The organism is Lysinibacillus sp. UGB7 (genome assembly GCF_049058285.1).
GTDB lineage: Bacteria > Bacillota > Bacilli > Bacillales_A > Planococcaceae > Lysinibacillus > Lysinibacillus sphaericus_B.
Genome location: NZ_JBMGUV010000057.1, coordinates 1 through 18,340 on the forward strand (window position 1 = coordinate 1; position 18,340 = coordinate 18,340).

Below are 18,340 nucleotides of genomic sequence, written 5' to 3' on the forward strand. Positions count from 1 at the left end.
ATCTGTTTCTTCACCTCTAACAACACTTCCAGCCAATACAGCTCCCTGACAGTTTGGGAAGCTCTTATTAATAAATCTTTTAGCTGCCTCTATTGGATTTAACTTTTTAGTATTACCCATTTACTTCGCCTCATTCTATTTGAATTCCTACTAACCCAGTATTCGTTACTTAGCCTCAGTCATCCTCTTACTTTTACCTTATTAAAGTAATCTGCACTGTTAGTTCAACAAAGAAAAAAGAGCTGCATTTGCAACTCAATGTTCTTCAAGTAAAGCCCCTCATTCAATAAGATAACAGCTTTATTCTTTATCTTTCTTCTAATATTCTTATATAAATTCAAACGCAAACATTAAACCTAAAGGGATAGTTAACCAAAGCAGAGAATTGCTCAATATAATTTTAAAATAAGAAGTATTTTCTAATTTGTCTTTGGAAACGAATCTCCACATCAGCAGCGCCCCAAAAGCCCATACTGGTATGACTAAAAAAAATTCTGGCGTCAAAGTATCAGATTCACCTAATGCCCCTTCTGCAAAAAACCAAGAAATAAATAATGCAACAAAACCAGTAAATATAACATTACCTATAACTATTGATTTCATTTTTAAGCCTCCTTTCTCATTGTGTATATAAAATACTTTATTCACCAGTATATTCACATATCATTCTTACTTAACTATCCTGCGTCGTTAGTTCAATAAAGAAAGAAGAGCTACCTATGCAACTCAATGATATTCAAGTAAAGCACTCCGTTAGTTGAAGAAGACATTTGTATGAAATCAATTATTTTTAATTATTAAGTTGTTTCCTATCTCAATTTGTTTAGTAGATTTTTCTTCATTCTCACAGTCCAATATTACTTCAACTGAATGTTTTTTAGATTCTACAAAAGAAATGATTTGTCTTCCTAGAGAAACAGTGATTGTACTATCATTCATTTTATAATCTTGAAAAAGTGTTTTTATTATATTTTTGTCTTGTTCAGCCAATGTGCCATAAATCTTTACTTCTAATATTCCATTAATGTTCTTTTCCCTACTATTCGGTACCATATATTTTTGCATAAATGCTTTACTTTTTTCATCATTAAGTTGTTGTAAGAAAAATTGAAAAGGCATTCCTTCAAATTTAGGTAAATATGAATTTTTCCAAGGCATGGTCTTACTTAGTAGTTTAAAGAACCATTTGAATTTTAAAGGTTCTGGCGTTGATACTTGAATGTTCTGACTAATAAGTTTCTGATATGTTGCTTCAATATCATCTATTTCTAATGCAAAACCAATAAGTCCCCTATGCCCACTATGATAGTCCTCAGTCCAACTTTCTATCCAGCCCCCACCATATTTTGATTTGATTTTAATCAACTCAAAATATTCATTCCCTATCCATATGTTCGATACCTTAAACCCTTTCGTACCCTTTCCCCATTTCGGTTCATATGGAAGACCAATAGTGTGAACTTTCCTAATAAAATTTTCATCTTCTTGTACAAAACTATCAACATTTACAACTAAATGGTCAATCTTCAAATAATTCTCCCCCAATAAGTGATTTTCTTTCACTAATCTCCCTTTACTCTCATAAGTTTGAATTGAATCGAGGTTCCTAATTTCGATAAATATTCCGTTTAAAATTAACAATTATCCTTTTCAGCTTATTGAACTACCCTGCACCGCTAGTTTAATAATACCTCAAATCAGATTCATTTGGATGTTTATTTCCATTTATTTTTCCACAAGTGGCTTCTTTAATTATCTCCGCACAATATACCCAACTATTCGTGGACCATTATGAGGCTTCTTCTTTTTATCAACAGGCTTATTAACATTTGTGGAAAGCTTTTTAAACTGCAGTTCTTCATATTGATCCTGTAAATCAAATATTGTCATTTGCCCCTGTTGCTCCAAATATTCAAGGTGTGTCATTTACTATTTCCCCCTTTGTAGTGTCTAAATTAATCTCGTCATGTAAATACTTAAATATGTAATACAATCGCTATGAATACACCTGTTGACTATACCGTTTTTCATCAGACTCCACTAATTCATAGCGGTTTCTACCCCTTTACCATTCCAACCAATTTTCTAACGATGGTGCACATTGAACTATTGATTGTGGACGACTATTGCGCTCATTCAGCCAGTTATAAAACGGTACTGGACGCTCTCTATTAGTTGTTTCTTCTATATATGATGATTTACTAGACTTCATGCTTGAACGCTCAACAGCCTTGCTATACGCAGCTACAAATACGCCTCTTAATGTACTAGCAACTGTCAGTACACCTTCTTTAATATCCATAGCAATTTTGAATAGAACGTTCTTAGCTTTTATAAATTCATCCACAGAATTTACTTGTGAAGCCATTACGCATTTAAATAATTGGTCTTTCAAGTTATCCGCTAAAGGCAAGCTGTTCATGAAATCAAACAGCATCACTTGGTACTCATTCATGTATTCCTTACAAGCTTCTTTTTCAGCGTGAGCATCTATATATACGTGCTGTAAAGTGCTTGTTTTAAAAGATAAAAGATTAAAAGATTTAGATGATTGGTTTTCTGTAAATTGCTCCAAAACCACGTCATTACTAGCTTCATCGGCTGTATCTCGTTGGGACACGCTCGATGGGACATAAGGCAAAATGCGATAAATACTAGCTCCTTTAATGCCGTTTAATTTCGTGCCAGGCACTTTTTCAATGATGCCTAAATCAGCTAATTTCTTAATGCTTCTATAAACTGTCTTTGTACTAATCTCCAATGCCTCAGCAATTGTGGCTGCCTTCAAATGACAAGCTCCTGGATTTTCCAATGAATGACTAGCAAGCTTGAAATCGATGGCACGTTCACTCTCGGTTAAGTCATAGTAGTGAACCGCCATGTGGTCCTCCACACTCTTATCCATATCTGCTATTGATTCAAATGTTGTGTATGCTGCTAAGTATTCAAATGCCATCGTCTTCACCTCACTTTATTAGTCCGTATGCCAATTACTTAAATTTGTCTTCTACAACTGCCAAACCTTCGTTTATGATTTCCAGAAGCGAAGTTGCAAACTCAACAACTTCACTAGATTCGCTGTATTTAATAGCGCCTTTCAGGTGACCTTCCACGGCTGACAATACAAGAGATTGCTCAAAGAAATATTTAGATCGTTCTTGCTCAAACTTAAAATAACTGTTCACCATAATTCCGCCTTTCGTCATTTTATTTACTAATAAAACAAATAAATTACTTTATTAATAACTTTGTTACCCAAATAGCAAATTACTTTATTCGTAATTTCAATTACTAATTGCGTAATTTTATTTATTAATCTATAATTTAATTAACACATTCGGAATGAAGGCAGGTGAAATTGTTGTACTTAAAATCGAGGTTGAAAATATTACTTGCAGAACGAGACATGAATCAAAAGGATTTAGCAGATAAAACGGGGCTTACTACACGTTTAATTAGTGAGATAGCAAATAATAAAGTGAAGATGTATCCGAAAGAGGCATTGGAAAAGATTATGGTGGCATTAGATGTTAAGGATATGAACGAATTATTTAAAATTGTAGAAGTAGAAGATGAGGGATAGATTTTTTGAATACGTTAGAACAAACAACAAACGAATTGCTTGAGAAAGGTTATACAATTGAGGAAATTAAAGCAGCCTTCCAGGAAGTAATTAATAAAGCAAAAGCGTCAAAGACAATTGATGAAACAGATAACTAATTACGGTTGTCTGTTTTTTTGTGTGTACTTTCATCTCTTAGTTTCCTAAAATGGAAGTTTAGAGGGAGGTTATTTATTTTGGTAGATTTTATTGCAGGTGTAGTAGGATTAATTTTCATAGTAATGCTTGTTCTGTTTGTAGTATCCACAGTGAAATTTGAACAGAAGAATAAACAAGAAGGAAAGAAGCTTTTAAAATTCGCAGGAATATCCTTTGCAGTAATCATTGTTTTATCACTTATATCTAATACGATTGAAAAGCCAGCTGATTCTGCTAAAGATGACAAGGTAACGGTTTCGGTTGACGATAAAGAGAAAGCTTTGGAAGACGAAAAAAAGGCTAAAGAAGAAGAGAAAAAAGCTAAGATAGAGGATGAACGTAAAGCTAAAGAGGCTAAAGAAAAAGCTGAGGCTAACGTTAAACAAAAAGAAGAAACAAAACTTGATAAAGAACCAGGTAAACCCGCATATATAATTGAAGGTGAATCAAATGCTGAATTATATCCAGCCAAACCCGCAGTTATGCTTTACGATAAAACCGAAACAAAATTTAAAGGCATGAATTATTATTTCAAAGGTGAATTAGTTGGAGTTAAGAAATTAGAAGGATTATTTTGAAACATGGAAGACGCCTTATTAATTAAGAACGACAAAGGTTATGTAATGCCAATTTTCTCTCCTCATGAAATTGATGCGACTGTTGGCCAGACTTTGCTGCTTTAGAGACAACTAGTTCAGGAATCCAAAGACCTGCAATTGCAATTCCGCCGCCTATTCCTATCAGTGTATTTCTAGATAAATATACCGTAGCACCCCACCAATGGAAATCTACGTCAGTTTTCCCATTTACAAAAGCTGCTGCTGCTTGTATTTGCGGAATTTGAGCCTGAGCTTGTTTATTCAAATCTACTTGGTTATTCAAATCTAATTCTTGGATTTGAATATTTGCTAAGTTAATTTGATTTTCAAGCTTACTATATAATTCAGGATCTAGCTGTGTACTAGCTTCCGAAATGATAGAGAATGATTTTTCAACAGAGTCAAAATTAACATAAGGATCTAATAATTTGATTTCGTCCTCAGAAAGAATATCAGGATTAGACTGTTGTTAAATAGTAACAGAACTTTGTGGTTTATCAAGTTCACTAGCTGACGCATTATCGAAAGGTAAAACCGCACTTGTTAACAACATAGAAGTAATTACTGTATATCCAACGCCTTTTTTTATTAAGTTCAAAATATACACTCCTCAGAATTATTAAAGATTTTTCTTTTTAGTAAAAAAGCCTTCGAAAATCATATACAACGCAAGTGTAATAAAAAAGCTAAATAACCATGTGTTATTTTCTTTTAAGTCCGTAAAAATTAGAATTGCACCAAATAACGTAATAAGAATTTTAATGATTAATTTCACCAAATTAAACACTCCTTTCTATCGATAGAAAAATAAAGCTATGCTCGAGTTAATTAAATTCTAACATTTTCCAGTGTAGAAATTCAATGCAAAATCTACGCCAATAATTGGCGCTCATATTATTCTTTCATAGGACATAAGCAACGTTTTCTTTGAACTTCTCACTGAAACACTTGAAATCTTTATAGGAGTATGATTTTATATTGAAATAATCCATTCGCAAAAATTCCAATTTTCTACATATTAATATCAACAAAAAATGACCAGCTCGGCTAAATTAGCTTTGCTGGTCAAATTTTTTTACTTACTTCTACGTTGCTGAATCGTAATATACAGACCCATTAAACGCTCCGTAGTCATCACACCATTCTGTAAATCCTTCAAATGCGATTCCTGAATAATTCCATCCTTTACAGCCTGTGCAATAAAGTTTTCTGTCTCAGTTTTCATAGCTGGTGAACCTGGATTCCAATTTGTCACTTTCCTCCTTTTTGTCTTCCACAATTAATTGAACTTTCATTTTGCTGTTACTTGGTACAATTACTTGTCCTTCTAATTTGTAGGGTTTTACTTCAAAGTGGGGACGGTCAATAGCATTAGTCCAAGTACCTCCCCATTCAATGCCTAACTTTTTAGCAATAGCTCCTACTCGATTCAATGTAGTCACATCATATAAAGATTGTGGAGGGCCAACAGCAATATCCCATGCTAGACGTGATTTATGATTACTATTTAAAGTCCAGGTAACAATTTGCCCTGGTCGAGTGCGTCCTTGTGCGTATAGATACTTTTGCCGTTCTTGTGAACGATATGTTTCAGTGATGAAGATGTTCTTAATGCCTGCCTTGTAGCACTCCTGAAATAGCAATCTACAGGCTGTTTGTGCAGCTGGCAAAAGCTCGGCTAAGTCTCGGCATGTTGTTGTTACGCTTGTACTCATTTTGTTTCTCCCTCCCCTGTTTTATCTTTTACTATTGATAAGATATTTTTAATGAACTCTGGTGTAGGCAAGCCCATCTTCGTGCCGTTTTCTGTGATAGAAATAAATTCGAGTACACAGAATGCAATGGCAGCTCCATCACCTGCGTACTCGATACCTGGTATCACTAATGCTAGTAAATACACTGAACTAACTAGCATTAAGTAGTAAATTTTTCGAATGATACCGTTAAAACCAATACGATTGTTTAGGTTACGGTTTACAATGACGCCCATAATTCCTGTAAAGTAGTCAATTGCCATAAAACCAATTAATACAGTCACGGCCATTCCTAGCCCATCAACTGAATAAGAAATTATTGTGCCAATCGCTCCACTTACTGCAGCAATCCATTTTTCCATTTGAACACTTCCCCTTTTTGCATAATAAAAGCCCTCCACATTCATCTGTGGAAGGCATAAATTTAATCCTCTTTAATTAATTCATAGAGCGCATTGTGTTCCCTTTTTAATACTTCTATTGCTTCTAATATGCGTTTATAATGCTCATTATCTTTAAGTGCATTATAATGACCTTCCCATCGGAGTTTATTAAGAACCCAAAATGAATCTTCTAAAAAAAATACAACTTGTTCGATTTGGCTTTGTTCATCTTCTGTCATATAATCCCCCTTTTCGATTCTAGATACCCCCTGAATAAAGTGAAAAACGCTCAAAACCAAGTATCCACAAGGTTTCAGGCGTTTTTATTTCCCATTAAACATTAACCATCATTTTTCAAAAGACGTCCAATATAGACATGGCGTAATAAGCATGCTTCCATAGTTTTTTATAAAGGGTTTCAGTTATGAACCTCGTCCGTTTACACTTTACTCACGAAAGGAAAAGATAAAAAAATTGTCCTGATTACACATAAGCTAATAGATTTAGCAAAAATGGACCGCATCTTCGTGATGAATAATGGCACACTAGCAGAAAGTGGCACATTTGAACAATTGCTTACACAGCGCGGCCCTTTTTATAAGATGTATATGCAACATATACATTGTGATAAAAAATGAATACGTGGGATCAACGCTTTAAACAACAGAATTATGTATACGAAACAGAAGCAAATGAATTTATACGAGAACAGTCTGACCGTTTTCATAAGCTGTAACATTTGCATTGGCCCAAGGCAAGCTATATATTGCGTTTCGACCTTCTCCTTCCGCATATTCTGCGATAGTAGAGCCGTTGGACTATGCACAATCAGGTCTAGATAAAACAGAGGCATTAGCAAAAGCACAAAATGTTCATGTCCAAACAAAGCTTGTTGATTTAATCGAAGAACCATTACTGATTGAAAAATATGACGGGCTATCATAATCTTGAGCATTTTCCGAAAGAAAAGCAATATCCTGAACTCTATAAAAAAATAGCCTCTTTTAATGCTAGGAGGCATCTTTATGTTCGAAGTATATGAAGACCAACAGCTCGCTTACGGTACAGGTGGTCCAAAAGATGTAGAATTGCTTTATAATGGACGCAATGTATTAGCTTGGGCACAACAATTTAACATGGTGCACTTTTTTAATAGACTGCCTTTAAGCGTTTCTTGAAATAAGGAACGCTTTTTATTACGTAATTAATCAAACTATATTTCCTTAATAATTTTATAAACAGTGCTCTTCCCATGCCTTATTCCTTTGCAATACACTTTCCTCCGCGTCAAACAATGCTCTTATCCTTCTTCACCAAGTAGCTTGCTGGAGGATGTGGCAGATAACTTTATACTACTACTCCATTAATTTAGAAAAGCATACCTTTACCGAATTACGTAAGGAATTGGCTTTAAATTGTTCTGATAAATATATAGGATTTGCCCTTCAGAGTACAAAAATAGTTTATTAGTGTCATCTACACTAATAAACTATTTTTGAAATTATATTTTTCTAATTATTGCAAATGTCTATTTTATATATTTAGAACGAACAATGGTCCTATTATATGGCTCACCTTGTAACGTTTCACCGGAAATATTTAAAGTTATATTATATACACCAGACTTTTTATTCTCTGGAAAATTTACCATAAAGTTTTGTTGATTAACCTTTTGGATTTGTAGAGAAGAAGCAATATCTTTACCTGTTGGATCTAGTACTCGTACATCGAAAGTAAGTTTTTGTAATTGTTGATTAGCTTGCATTGTGATGATATTATTCGTTTCTAATGCTACTGTTGGAATACTCACCTTAATCAAAGATGGACCCCCGTGTTGAACTGCCAGTAAATACGCATTATCTCCTGCCTGCGTGCTTATATTTATCTTCCATTCCCCCTTCTCAGAAATAACGTCAGTAAATGTATGGGGTACTACGCCATTAAAGAAGGAGGCTTCCTCCATTGATTTGATTGTCTGGTTGGTATATTTTTTCCCTGAAGGAGATAACAACTCTATCTTATCACTAGTTAATCCTGTCCATAATTTAACATTATCGAGTGTAGCATCCACATAAAAAGAATGTGTAACATCATTTGACGATTGTAACTTTCCTCCATAAAAATAATGAGAAGCATCCAACTCTTGAAACGTATCAGATTGAGAAAAGTATTCATTGTTTTCAACGATATGAGCAGTAGAAGCAGACTGTAAATACTGTTCCAATCTAGAAAATACTGCAGATCCCATGCGAATACGGTCATGGTCAAGTGAGGTATCGGTAAATAAATGTGTTCCGTAAGATAATTTAGTGCTTGTCTCTTTGACTAATCCATCATTTGGATCGGAAAGATATAGACCCCCCATCCAGAGTGCAGATAGAAATGGTCCTGTATTAGTACCAGCAATTGTATAATAGTGGTTCTTGCTTACGTTGGGGTGATTGTCTATTAGTGAGCGAAAGTGTTCCATTTCCCCAACTTGAAGTGAATAAGTGCCATCATCTTTTTCACCGAGTAATGAAGCTAGCCAACCTGCCCACCAGCTATAAGCAAGATCAGCTAACTCTGATCCATAATGAGGGGAACCTAAAGTAAAGACCCTACCAACGTACGAATGAGCATCATTAAGAACTAATGCTGCTTGGGTATCGGGCCCACCCTTGCTATGGGCAATTATATTTAATTTTTTTCCGTTAAAATGTTGACTGATTTCTTTTAACATAGATGCTAATAATTTTCCATTATCGTATTGACTATAAGAACCTTCACCTGCCGCATCGTATAATTGAAGAAATACAGTTTGATACCCTGCTTCATAAGCTTTTGTATACATGTCATTAAGACCGTGATATTCTGTATTACCATACCAACTTGTAGCGTTACCGTTTTTCCCTTGAACGAAAACAATAGGTGGTTTATTCGGATCAACATTAGATGGAGTATCTCCTAGAAACCACTCTCCAGGTGTAAAGCTTTCACCTGGTGGCTTCAATCCATAAGGTTCAACCAGGTTTGAGGCAAAAACATCTGAAGTAGAAAAAAGAATAATTGTGACCATTATTAATAACGAACCCAATTTTTTCACATTATTTTCCTCCTAATCATTATTGATGAAGTTCGTAAAGCTGTAGAAAAGCAATTCAACATAATTCCACAAAAACTCTCGATTACTACATTATCGTAACGGTTTCCTTTGCGAGACATATCTCGTGTATACCAAGGTCTTTTAAGGTGTGTCGATATTGACTCATTTGCTAGTCTTTGATGACAAACAGGTGTTGATTAACGGGTATTAACGATAATAAATATGTCTCGAAAGATGTATAGACAAGCTAACCCCACCTTCCATCTATCCCAATATTCTATAAATAGGAAATGATTCCCTTCTAATTTAGACAAAAAAATATAAACAACCAGTCGCCGGTTCAATACCGTCAACTGGCTGTAAAATAAGGTGTTTTCTTACTGTCTCAATATGACACTCAGTGCCCTTTTTATGACTGAGACAATAATCCTTTAACAAACGATGAGACAATGTACTTGTAGAACTCTTCCTCGGTGACGAGTTGGGACTGATATTGCTGGTGAATCAGCTCGCTCATCTGAAAGCCGTAGCACGTCGAGAGAAAAGACATGGCGGCAAGACGCGCATCCTGTCTAGCTATAATTTTTTTCTTCTGCAGTCGTTCAAAATATTCAACCAGCAAAGAGTGCAGCTTCACCGGCGGATCGGTCAGCACTCTGTCCAATTCGGGGAAAATTCCTTTGTCGCGGATGCCAATCAAAATTATGTCCACATTTTTATGGAAAAACAAGCGGTACTGCCGGCTTACATTCAGCAGGTCGACTTCCGGATTATCGGTCGCTTCCTCTTTTAACAGTTTCTCAAATTGCGGGATATCCGAATGTCTTTCAATGATGGCTTCCAGTATTCCTTGCTTGCTTCCAAAATGCCGGAAAATCGTAGATTCATTGACTTTAGCTTCCGCTGCAATGGCTTTGGTGCTTACTCCCCGATAGCCATTCTTTTTTATGAGCCGTGTCGCGGCTTCAATGATTCTGTCTGAAGTATGCATTGTATTACTCCTTTTGCATATGTTAAACCTATTATACTACAAGTTATGCATATGCAAATAGGGTTCGGGGTCCATCATCTTCATAAACGTTTATTTAAGGTAAATCACTTCTTTTTTCCCAGCGACTTGCTTCCGTAATCTTGACATGATCAGGCACCAATTGCGTGAGCGTGCCTAATTTATCGAACGTAATTTGGATTCGGTCAGAGGGCAACAGCCATTGTTCGGTCTCGATTGCGCAGCAATCAGGTATCGTCCCCATTCCTATAATCGTGCCCGGGAGCGGCGTAAAAACTTTGAGAACCTCCTCCATCACTTTTGCAGGGTGCGCGGAATACTCGGATGTGCTTCCCTTCCAGTGCAGTCTCTCTCCGATGCGTACATCCACATCCAGTGCCAGCGGGTTATCGATTTCATCCGGCGTAACCAGAAATGGTCCTATTCCTTTGCTGTAATCAAAATCTTTGCACCGCGTTGGTCCGGTCAACGCCTGAAAATCAGGCCACTGCACATCGCGAGCAGTACTGTCGTTAAAAATAACATAACCAGCAATGCAGTTCCCCTTCCCTGTAACAAAGGCCAGCTCCGGTTCGATATCCAGGTAAGAAGAGTACGAAGGCCAATGAATTGTAGCCCCATCGCCAATCAATGCATTATGGTTACACTTGTAATAACTGAAAGTTACTTTATTCGGTTCCCGCTGGAATTTTTCGGCAATTTTTCGTTTAAACTCTTCTCTTTCCGCCCCTGTGTATTCTCTTTGTAGCAGATTTATGCCAGCATTTCTCAGATGTCTTGGCGTCAACCCGAAATCAATAAGCGCAGCCGGGTTCAGAATCGGCGGCAGCAGTTTTACCGCGGCAATTGGACAGATTTCATTTTCATTGAATTGATGCGGCTGTCCAACAGCATATTGCATCAGCTCCTTAGCGGCAGCATGGCTTGCCGGCAAATGTTGTAGATAGCTGTCCATACTTTGTAGACTGTCAACGAATGTCCCCTGCTTTTTCATGATTGCGGCAAAAGACACGACAAATTTCTCGTTAATGACAAGCCCAAACAAACGTTCCTTCGAAGTCTTGGTGTGAAAGGTTACCAGTTTCATGTTTGTAGCGCCTCCATCCATGTAATGTGATGTTGTTCAGTTATTATCATATTGCATAGAGCAAATGCACGCAAGTGCTCGCTTGCATTTTTATTTTCTATTCTCTATTATACAGATATAGTCAGTGTGACTAACCCCAAAAAACATATACGCAAAGGAGAATTGTTATGAAGTATAGAAGTATTATCCAAAAACCTCGGGTTAAATTTTTTGAAGTCGCAGATGGCGTCTTTGCCGGTATTTCGCCGTATCGTGGTATCAGTTGGGCCAATGCCGGGTTTATCAACAAAGGTGAAGGCCTGGTGTATGACACGTTCTTCGATTTGTTCCATGCGCGAGAAATGCGAGATGCTTTTAAGGAAGTAAGCAATGGCGGCTCTCCCGCCTATGTGGTGAACTCGCACTATAACAGCGACCATGCCTGGGGGAACAAAGTGTTTGAAGAAGCCTGCATTATTATGCACAAGGAAGCGGCCAGAGAGCGTCTTACCGAAAATATCGCCTGGATGGATAGCGTCATCAAAAGAGGGAAGAATTCTCCGGAATCAACTCAGGGCGAGCAGTTTTTTGCAGCGGAATTTGAAGGATTTAACCTGGAGGGCGTAGAATGGGTGCACCCGAATATTGAGATAAAGGACGATATCAACATACGTCTTGGCGATACTGAAGTTATGATTTACAATGTAGCTCCGGCCCACTCTGACAGTGACTTGCTGTTGTGGATGCCAAAAGAAAAAGTGCTGTTCGCCGGCGATGTTGTGTTTAACGGTTGTACGGCATACAGTGAAGAGGGAACCCTTAACTGGATTAAAGTGCTTGATCGCATTATTGATGACATTAAACCCGAAATCGTTGTTCCAGGACATGGCGCAATCTGCGGCCTGGACTTCGTGAAGGAGCAGAGAGACTACCTCTTGAACCTGATTAGTGAGTTCAACAAGCATTACAATGACGAGATTGATTCCTTGTCTCTGACCAAGCAAATCGATATTTCTCGCTTCCTTCATTGGATTCAGCCAGAACGTTTGTATGTTACGGTGGATATCCTCTTAAAAAGCAAACGGGGGTTGCCATCTCTTCCAAATTGGAACGAGGTCCCTGCAAAGCTGGAAGACATGAAAGCTTTTTTGCCCGAGAAATATGGCGATCGGATTAAGCCATGGGACCCTATGAGCGTGTGGCAAGAATAGCCATGCAAGCATAGCATCTGCAGAGACTATTGGATTCGTACATCTCTTACCACAAATACAAGAAAGTATCTACCTGTCTCACTGTTAAATGTAATGTGTAATGGATAAATTGGATAAAGGATCCTGTCAATATTTTATATAAATAGGCTTTTCTACTAAACAGTAAAGTTTATTGAGGCTCACACGCTCTGTATTAAACGAAGCCGGGCAACTTGTAAACCATGCTTATTTTTGCTCAAAGACCAACAAGCAGACTGGGATTTTGTTGTAAAAAGACAATAAAGTTATGTAATTTTAAAACCTAAAACAAGCATAACCCCGTTCTAAATTTAGGACGGGGTTAAAATATAGTTGTTTAATTTTCGATATAAGATACTTCACTGTACTTAAAAATATAACAATAAAGTCGTTTAAAAATCTAAGTTTTATTAAACAATAGCGCCCTTTAAATGGAATAGCTAATCTACTTCTAAAACGAAGGCATAGGAAGCTTCGTCATAAGATAAATTAGGTTCCTTTTCATCCATCCACCATACGCCATAATAATAAACTCCACGTTGTGTACATTTTTTCCTGTTGTTTTTTTTATTTATGCACGTTTTTATACACTTTTCATAAAACCCATATTTATCAGAAGTTAAAGCTACTTTTTGGAAGGTCCTAATTCAGGCGAAACTAGAAAAGGATAGAAACCATATGTAAATGCGCTTCATTATGGATTGTAATGTTTAAACCTTAAATAACGTTGCTACTTTATTAACAAACCTGTAGAAGTGACTTCATAAACTACTTTTTCCCCAAAACTTTCTTGTTCACCATTGTCTATTTTCATAATAGTAGCCCTATGTCCTCCCTCTAGATGTGTCAATTCAATTTTGTCGCCTATTTTCACTGGTATCTTTTGTAATTCAGCAATCTGTTGTTTGTTTCCATAAATATTTTTATTGTATACAACTTGTCCAGATGAATTCTGCACTTCTATACTTGCGTATGTTTTATCAAAGTAATTGTGTGGTACACCTGCTTTTAAATTGATTTGTATTTCTTCAGTCAATTTATTCAAGTTTACATTCGCAAACTCAAAATCTCCAATACCTTTCAGCGACCATGTAAATTGGTTACCATCCAGAGTTTTTACTTCTGGTAATTTTTCTACCTTCTTTAGACCCTCTACTGTAACTTTGTAGATGCCTTTTTCTTCAAAGCTTTCTTGTTTTCCGTTATCTACATTTGTGATCGTAGCCCGGTTTCCACCTTCAAGATGTGTCAACTCAATATAATCTCCTTCATTTACTGACACTCTTTCTTGTTCTGCATTCTGTTGTTTGTTTCCATAAATATCTTTATTGTATACCACTTGTCCAGATGAATTCTGCACTAGTATCCTTGCATATGTTTTATCAAAGTAGTGATGTGGCACACCTGCTTTTAGATAAACTTGCATTTCTCCTGTCGATTTATTCAAATCTACCTTTGCAAATTCAACATCGCCAATTCCTTTCAGCGACCAGGCAAATTGGTTACCATCTAAAATGTTGCCAGATTCTGATGTATCCGGTTTAATTGGATTAGAATCGGTACTTTTCCAAATTTCAGCGGTCAAGTTTGGATACCCTAAGGCTGCTACCTTTTGGATTGTATCATTAGTTGGTCGTAATCCCCATTTTTCAAAAAATGGCATTAAATTTTGTTGAGCTGCTTTAGAGGCTTCAATCATAAATAATTGTTTCTTTTCTTCATTATTTTTAGGTAACATACTATCAGACATATCTCTATACGATTGATGCAATTTAGGATAAAATTCTTCTCCATACGCTAGATGTAATTGCCATAGCATAGTAAGTTTAACAAAAAGATCACTAATCTCGTCATAATTTTTATTCTGCTGTTCTAAGTAGTGAAAAGCCTTAGGATAAACACTTTCTTTTTCTAATCTGGTCGGATGACCAAATGTTTTTTCTACTGCAAGACTATAAATATTGTTCTGAACCTCTGTCATATTATAAAAAGCCCAAGGATTTTGTTGTCTCATATGCCCCGCCTCATGCCACGGGCCCCATCCATCATTAATAAATTTATTAATATCTAACACATGTTGGATTGCGTCTCCTACATATGCAGTTCTATAAGGGTATGCGTACATAAAATAATCTAGTGAATGATTATCCTCAACATAGTGTAGATAATGTTTATCTACTTGATCTTCAGATAATCCAGATATTTTATCTTGAATTCTAGTAGCTTCATCCAACTTTTTCAATAGTTGAGTAGGATCTGTGTTAGAACCTATCAAATATTTTTTAACACGTGCCGGGCTAGCAGTTATCAATACACGCTCCCCTTTTAATTCCACCGTATGTGCATTTGGATATTGATTAAGCATATCTATTAAATCTTGTTTTGTATGCTTTCCGAGTTCATAGAGAGGGGTAGCCGTTCCACCTGTTGTTATTGTTGTTTGAATGGTGCCTCCTTGTTGTTTATTGTAAAAATATATCATTCCACCATTTGGAGACTGTATAGTGTTTGAACCAGGTTTTAATGTAAAGGATTTAATTTTTGAATCTTCTCTCCATGAAGCATCATACGAAAAAGTTCCAATGTATGCTTCGATATCTTGATTTCCTGCTACTTGAATGATTATTTGTTCATTAGGCCTTGCGTATACCCCAGTCGGTTCATAGGGACTAAATGGTCTATCTCTTCTTTCGCTTTTTTGGAATTTCGTGATATCCCCTTTTCCTGGAACTGCAAACTTCCGATTTTCCACTTCCACTGATTTTTCGTTTTTTAACACGTTAGATACTTTCTGTTGCTGTGTTTGTTCTTCCGCAAAGACTTCTAATGAAGGCGTTATTCCGGTAGCCAACATAGAAAATAGAGCAGTTGCCATCACTAACTTTTTTGTTTTTTGTTTCTGTCTTCTTTCCATCATATCTCTCCTACTATTTATTTAATTACAAGTAATACTATTACTTGTATTTCCATAGTACCTTTTAACACATTTTTTTACAATTTTCCTATAAACCTACCAATATCAACGCATTATAATTCATTTATTCTCTTAATTCCTTATACAAATCAAATAAACATATCAATAAACACTTTGAATAGTATTATCAATACAAAACAATATAAAATAATACCTTTATTGTCATAATTTGTTCATTATATAAGGCATCATTCAACGATATATGGGAAACGCAAGTGGATATAGACGAACATTACGTCCTTCGGATGATATTAAGCAAATCTATGCGAGGCGTAAAGAAACAATTGAACATGTTTTTGCGGATGCTTACTTTTGCCGCCATGAATTTGAAAAAGCTTGCTACTTGAACATGGCAAGCTCTTTAATAAAGAGTAAATTGTTCGAAGAGTATGTTCTCATTGGTAGGAGAATGCCATTTGCTGAACATAAAAAAATGACAAAAGGCATCGAGAATTAGCTTCTTGATGCTTTTTGTCGCCAGTCTGAAACCTTTCAATAAGTAAGGTTTTTTAGGACTCTATTTTTATTTAATTTCTTTCCATAAGGACAATGCGAATATCCAATTTGGATCTCCATTTCCTTGATAGCTTTGAACAGCTTCATATATTTTACCTTGGTGCTCTACCTTATCACCTTTTGTGTACGCCTTATTTGGATTCCATTGCTCATAAGACGCCCCCTGCTCTTTTGTAGTCACAGTTAAAACGGCACTTTTAATGGATTCATTTCCAGCTGCATCAACGGCAGTGACTGCATACTTATATGTTGTATTTGATTGTAGATTCATGTCCATAAAAGATGTAGTTTTGGATGTTCCAACTACAGTCATTTGTCCTACTGGTGTCCCTCGATATATAACATAATGATCAACTGCTACATTATCCTCTGATGCACTCCACATTAAGTCTACACTTGAGGATGTTACGCCCATCGTGTGTAGTGCAGTTGGTTGCGTTGGTGCTTCTGTATCAGGAACTGCATTCATTGTCTCTATAACTGCAGACTCACTTTCTTTAGAAACATTTCCAGCAGCATCCACTGCCTTCACCGTATATGTATATTTTGTATTCGCTTTTAAATTTTTATCTGTGAATGTTGTTCCCGGTACAGTTCCAATTGCTTTACCATCTCGTAATATTTGATATTCTTTTACACCCACATTGTCTGTAGAAGGATTCCATTTTAGCTCGACACTGTTAGAAGTAACTTTCGTTGCATTTAATCCATTTGGCTGAGTTGGAGCTTCCTTATCAACATCCCCATTATTCAGCAAATTAACATCAATGACATTATAGAAAGCATTTGTAGTATCAGCTACATCCCAAACAGCTAAAATAACGTGGTAGCCACTACGATCAGTTGGTACGTTAATTGTATGAGTTAGATTATTTGAAGCAGCAGAGCCGTTATGTTCGACAGTTCCAATTGGCTCAAGATCAGCACGGGTTAATGGTTTATTAGGATCCCATCCCTTTTTTGTAATATAATAGTGCCATTTGCTTGTTAAATGGGCCGCAGTGTACTTCCATGTAAAGGTATTTGATCCCCCTGTAATCGTGTTCTTAAACCAGCGATTTGCAGTTTGTTGATCTAGGATACCACCAAACAGACCTCCTGCAGAGGCAATTTTACCATCAACTGGTCCACCTTGTGGAAATCCTTTTGGTGCCTCTAGACTCTGTGGCTCATACATTATGTTTCCGCAATTCAAGTTAAGTGCCCCATAATTTTGGCTACATAATGCGGATCGGCTAGCTGGTTTCTCAACAAACCCATGGGCAGATGCATTTGGTGCCATTGAAATCCCCATGATTCCAGCTGCTAATAGGGCCGCTGTTATTCCCTTTTTACTTAATTTTGTGAATTTAGTGTTCATATAAGTAGTCTCCTTACGATTTTATTGTATGAAATTATATTTACTCTTGTATGATAGCTATGAATTTACAATTTAGCAAACTATGTATTAATGTGGTAATAATTGCATTAAATGAGTATGTTTTTCCTCGAAAGGTGTTGATAAATAATTCTAAATATAACAATAATCTTATCATTGGGTTAATTATTATTTAAAAGAGCTATACATTTTAATAGAATGTTCATAAAACGTTCAAGTTATAGATTATCTTAATTTATTATGTTTTGGTATAACAGGATTTTTTATAAAATGAACAAAAACCCCGAATAGGGTCACTTTTTAAAGTGCCCTCTATTCGGGGTTCAGTTCAACATACATTAATATAGATCTTTTCTTGTCTATATTCTAATCCTTCTGTGGAAATTGGATATTTTGTTTTTAGCTATTAGATCTAAAGCCGCCGAAGTCTTATCGGCGTACATCAATTTAAAGTCTACTTTATAGGGTCCAGGTTAGAGCATTGTTGAACCTATTATTAGATTGATTTAAAATCAGAAACTAGATCTTGAAGTTGTTGTGACATCTCTGCTAAAGAACGGGAAGCAACTGTCATCTCAACCATTGAC

General features: G+C 36.2%; 23 protein-coding genes and 1 pseudogene. 7 read left to right on the forward strand and 17 right to left on the reverse strand.

Annotated elements, in window-relative coordinates; translation table 11 throughout:
• Positions 1 to 327 precede the first annotated feature (327 nt).
• The 5 genes from ACOMCU_RS27005 to ACOMCU_RS27025 form a co-directional block, all read right to left on the reverse strand.
• Positions 328 to 603: a hypothetical protein gene (locus tag ACOMCU_RS27005; RefSeq protein ID WP_219364032.1), complete on the reverse strand. Its 276-nt coding sequence runs from the start codon at positions 601 to 603 to the stop codon at positions 328 to 330.
• Between the two features lie 177 nt (positions 604 to 780).
• Positions 781 to 1,530, reverse strand: a complete 750-nt coding sequence (locus tag ACOMCU_RS27010) for a VOC family protein (RefSeq protein ID WP_421052135.1) — start codon at positions 1,528 to 1,530, stop codon at positions 781 to 783.
• 222 nt (positions 1,531 to 1,752) lie between these two features.
• Positions 1,753 to 1,926, reverse strand: a complete 174-nt coding sequence (locus tag ACOMCU_RS27015; RefSeq protein ID WP_421052136.1) for a hypothetical protein — start codon at positions 1,924 to 1,926, stop codon at positions 1,753 to 1,755.
• 139 nt (positions 1,927 to 2,065) lie between these two features.
• Positions 2,066 to 2,956: a helix-turn-helix domain-containing protein gene (locus ACOMCU_RS27020; protein WP_421052137.1), complete on the reverse strand. Its 891-nt coding sequence runs from the start codon at positions 2,954 to 2,956 to the stop codon at positions 2,066 to 2,068.
• Positions 2,957 to 2,990: 34 nt separating this feature from the next.
• Positions 2,991 to 3,206 carry a hypothetical protein gene (locus ACOMCU_RS27025; protein ID WP_421052138.1) on the reverse strand — a complete coding sequence of 72 codons (216 nt, stop codon included), beginning with the start codon at positions 3,204 to 3,206 and terminating at the stop codon, positions 2,991 to 2,993.
• Positions 3,207 to 3,361: 155 nt separating this feature from the next.
• Here ACOMCU_RS27025 and ACOMCU_RS27030 point away from each other — a divergent pair, with 155 nt between their 5' ends.
• The 3 genes from ACOMCU_RS27030 to ACOMCU_RS27040 all read left to right on the forward strand — a co-directional run bounded on the left by ACOMCU_RS27030 (position 3,362) and on the right by ACOMCU_RS27040 (position 4,338).
• Positions 3,362 to 3,583, forward strand: coding sequence for a helix-turn-helix domain-containing protein (locus ACOMCU_RS27030; protein ID WP_421052139.1), 222 nt, complete (start codon positions 3,362 to 3,364; stop codon positions 3,581 to 3,583).
• A gap of 5 nt (positions 3,584 to 3,588) precedes the next feature.
• The gene (locus tag ACOMCU_RS27035) at positions 3,589 to 3,720 is read left to right on the forward strand and encodes a hypothetical protein (RefSeq protein ID WP_421052140.1); all 132 of its coding nucleotides are present in this window, start codon (positions 3,589 to 3,591) and stop codon (positions 3,718 to 3,720) included.
• 78 nt (positions 3,721 to 3,798) lie between these two features.
• Complete coding sequence (locus ACOMCU_RS27040; protein ID WP_421052141.1) at positions 3,799 to 4,338, forward strand: hypothetical protein; 540 nt, start codon at positions 3,799 to 3,801, stop codon at positions 4,336 to 4,338.
• A gap of 22 nt (positions 4,339 to 4,360) precedes the next feature.
• Here the strand turns inward: ACOMCU_RS27040 and ACOMCU_RS27045 are convergent, their stop codons facing one another.
• The 7 genes from ACOMCU_RS27045 to ACOMCU_RS27075 form a co-directional block, all read right to left on the reverse strand.
• Positions 4,361 to 4,642, reverse strand: coding sequence for a hypothetical protein (locus tag ACOMCU_RS27045; protein WP_421052142.1), 282 nt, complete (start codon positions 4,640 to 4,642; stop codon positions 4,361 to 4,363).
• A gap of 186 nt (positions 4,643 to 4,828) precedes the next feature.
• On the reverse strand, positions 4,829 to 4,957 hold the full coding sequence (locus ACOMCU_RS27050) for a hypothetical protein (RefSeq protein WP_421052143.1): 129 nt from the start codon (positions 4,955 to 4,957) through the stop codon (positions 4,829 to 4,831).
• A 21-nt stretch (positions 4,958 to 4,978) separates the two neighbouring features.
• Positions 4,979 to 5,137, reverse strand: coding sequence for a hypothetical protein (locus ACOMCU_RS27055; protein WP_421052144.1), 159 nt, complete (start codon positions 5,135 to 5,137; stop codon positions 4,979 to 4,981).
• Between the two features lie 297 nt (positions 5,138 to 5,434).
• Positions 5,435 to 5,584 carry a hypothetical protein gene (locus ACOMCU_RS27060; protein WP_421052145.1) on the reverse strand — a complete coding sequence of 50 codons (150 nt, stop codon included), beginning with the start codon at positions 5,582 to 5,584 and terminating at the stop codon, positions 5,435 to 5,437.
• Positions 5,574 to 6,074: a M15 family metallopeptidase gene (locus ACOMCU_RS27065; protein WP_421052146.1), complete on the reverse strand. Its 501-nt coding sequence runs from the start codon at positions 6,072 to 6,074 to the stop codon at positions 5,574 to 5,576. Before ACOMCU_RS27065 ends, ACOMCU_RS27060 begins: the two co-directional genes overlap by 11 nt.
• Entirely contained in the window at positions 6,071 to 6,475 is a 405-nt protein-coding gene (locus ACOMCU_RS27070) for a phage holin family protein (protein WP_421052147.1), read from the reverse strand. The genes ACOMCU_RS27065 and ACOMCU_RS27070 overlap by 4 nt, the downstream gene beginning before the upstream one ends.
• A gap of 62 nt (positions 6,476 to 6,537) precedes the next feature.
• Entirely contained in the window at positions 6,538 to 6,735 is a 198-nt protein-coding gene (locus tag ACOMCU_RS27075; RefSeq protein WP_421052148.1) for a hypothetical protein, read from the reverse strand.
• A gap of 505 nt (positions 6,736 to 7,240) precedes the next feature.
• Between ACOMCU_RS27075 and ACOMCU_RS27080 the strand changes: the two genes are divergently transcribed.
• Both ACOMCU_RS27080 and ACOMCU_RS27085 read left to right on the forward strand, forming a co-directional pair.
• The gene (locus tag ACOMCU_RS27080; protein ID WP_421052149.1) at positions 7,241 to 7,441 is read left to right on the forward strand and encodes a hypothetical protein; all 201 of its coding nucleotides are present in this window, start codon (positions 7,241 to 7,243) and stop codon (positions 7,439 to 7,441) included.
• An 80-nt stretch (positions 7,442 to 7,521) separates the two neighbouring features.
• Positions 7,522 to 7,674, forward strand: a complete 153-nt coding sequence (locus ACOMCU_RS27085; RefSeq protein WP_421052150.1) for a hypothetical protein — start codon at positions 7,522 to 7,524, stop codon at positions 7,672 to 7,674.
• Between the two features lie 350 nt (positions 7,675 to 8,024).
• Here ACOMCU_RS27085 and ACOMCU_RS27090 read toward each other — a convergent pair whose 3' ends face one another.
• The 3 genes from ACOMCU_RS27090 to ACOMCU_RS27100 form a co-directional block, all read right to left on the reverse strand.
• Positions 8,025 to 9,554 (reverse strand): lipase family alpha/beta hydrolase, encoded by a 1,530-nt coding sequence (locus ACOMCU_RS27090; protein WP_421052155.1) that lies wholly within the window; start codon positions 9,552 to 9,554, stop codon positions 8,025 to 8,027.
• Between the two features lie 436 nt (positions 9,555 to 9,990).
• Positions 9,991 to 10,572 (reverse strand): TetR/AcrR family transcriptional regulator, encoded by a 582-nt coding sequence (locus ACOMCU_RS27095; RefSeq protein WP_421052151.1) that lies wholly within the window; start codon positions 10,570 to 10,572, stop codon positions 9,991 to 9,993.
• Between the two features lie 94 nt (positions 10,573 to 10,666).
• A complete protein-coding gene (locus ACOMCU_RS27100) occupies positions 10,667 to 11,677 on the reverse strand; it encodes a fumarylacetoacetate hydrolase family protein (protein ID WP_010859046.1) in 1,011 nt (336 codons plus the stop codon).
• A 167-nt stretch (positions 11,678 to 11,844) separates the two neighbouring features.
• On the opposite strand from ACOMCU_RS27100, the gene ACOMCU_RS27105 reads away from it, so the two are divergent.
• Positions 11,845 to 12,867: an MBL fold metallo-hydrolase gene (locus tag ACOMCU_RS27105; RefSeq protein WP_421052153.1), complete on the forward strand. Its 1,023-nt coding sequence runs from the start codon at positions 11,845 to 11,847 to the stop codon at positions 12,865 to 12,867.
• A 748-nt stretch (positions 12,868 to 13,615) separates the two neighbouring features.
• Here ACOMCU_RS27105 and ACOMCU_RS27110 read toward each other — a convergent pair.
• A complete protein-coding gene (locus ACOMCU_RS27110) occupies positions 13,616 to 15,799 on the reverse strand; it encodes a M60 family metallopeptidase (protein ID WP_421052156.1) in 2,184 nt (727 codons plus the stop codon).
• A gap of 260 nt (positions 15,800 to 16,059) precedes the next feature.
• On the opposite strand from ACOMCU_RS27110, the pseudogene ACOMCU_RS27115 reads away from it, so the two are divergent.
• A pseudogene (locus ACOMCU_RS27115) lies at positions 16,060 to 16,206 on the forward strand (IS5/IS1182 family transposase); the annotation flags it as partial.
• Positions 16,207 to 16,382: 176 nt separating this feature from the next.
• On the opposite strand, the gene ACOMCU_RS27120 reads toward ACOMCU_RS27115, so the two are convergent.
• A complete protein-coding gene (locus ACOMCU_RS27120; RefSeq protein ID WP_421052154.1) occupies positions 16,383 to 17,735 on the reverse strand; it encodes a lytic polysaccharide monooxygenase in 1,353 nt (450 codons plus the stop codon).
• Positions 17,736 to 18,340 lie beyond the last annotated feature (605 nt).

What these genes read in the sequence shown, in the direction of transcription:
- ACOMCU_RS27120 (WP_421052154.1), bottom strand. Translation starts at nt 17,735, where the DNA reads ATGAACACTAAATTCACAAAATTAAGTAAAAAGGGAATAACAGCGGCC.
- ACOMCU_RS27105 (WP_421052153.1), top strand. Translation starts at nt 11,845, where the DNA reads ATGAAGTATAGAAGTATTATCCAAAAACCTCGGGTTAAATTTTTTGAA.
- ACOMCU_RS27070 (WP_421052147.1), bottom strand. Translation starts at nt 6,475, where the DNA reads ATGGAAAAATGGATTGCTGCAGTAAGTGGAGCGATTGGCACAATAATT.
- ACOMCU_RS27065 (WP_421052146.1), bottom strand. Translation starts at nt 6,074, where the DNA reads ATGAGTACAAGCGTAACAACAACATGCCGAGACTTAGCCGAGCTTTTG.
- ACOMCU_RS27075 (WP_421052148.1), bottom strand. Translation starts at nt 6,735, where the DNA reads ATGACAGAAGATGAACAAAGCCAAATCGAACAAGTTGTATTTTTTTTA.
- ACOMCU_RS27005 (WP_219364032.1), bottom strand. Translation starts at nt 603, where the DNA reads ATGAAATCAATAGTTATAGGTAATGTTATATTTACTGGTTTTGTTGCA.
- ACOMCU_RS27060 (WP_421052145.1), bottom strand. Translation starts at nt 5,584, where the DNA reads ATGAAAACTGAGACAGAAAACTTTATTGCACAGGCTGTAAAGGATGGA.
- ACOMCU_RS27020 (WP_421052137.1), bottom strand. Translation starts at nt 2,956, where the DNA reads ATGGCATTTGAATACTTAGCAGCATACACAACATTTGAATCAATAGCA.
- ACOMCU_RS27015 (WP_421052136.1), bottom strand. Translation starts at nt 1,926, where the DNA reads ATGACACACCTTGAATATTTGGAGCAACAGGGGCAAATGACAATATTT.
- ACOMCU_RS27095 (WP_421052151.1), bottom strand. Translation starts at nt 10,572, where the DNA reads ATGCATACTTCAGACAGAATCATTGAAGCCGCGACACGGCTCATAAAA.
- ACOMCU_RS27100 (WP_010859046.1), bottom strand. Translation starts at nt 11,677, where the DNA reads ATGAAACTGGTAACCTTTCACACCAAGACTTCGAAGGAACGTTTGTTT.
- ACOMCU_RS27025 (WP_421052138.1), bottom strand. Translation starts at nt 3,206, where the DNA reads ATGACGAAAGGCGGAATTATGGTGAACAGTTATTTTAAGTTTGAGCAA.
- ACOMCU_RS27110 (WP_421052156.1), bottom strand. Translation starts at nt 15,799, where the DNA reads ATGGAAAGAAGACAGAAACAAAAAACAAAAAAGTTAGTGATGGCAACT.
- ACOMCU_RS27090 (WP_421052155.1), bottom strand. Translation starts at nt 9,554, where the DNA reads ATGGTCACAATTATTCTTTTTTCTACTTCAGATGTTTTTGCCTCAAAC.
- ACOMCU_RS27085 (WP_421052150.1), top strand. Translation starts at nt 7,522, where the DNA reads ATGTTCGAAGTATATGAAGACCAACAGCTCGCTTACGGTACAGGTGGT.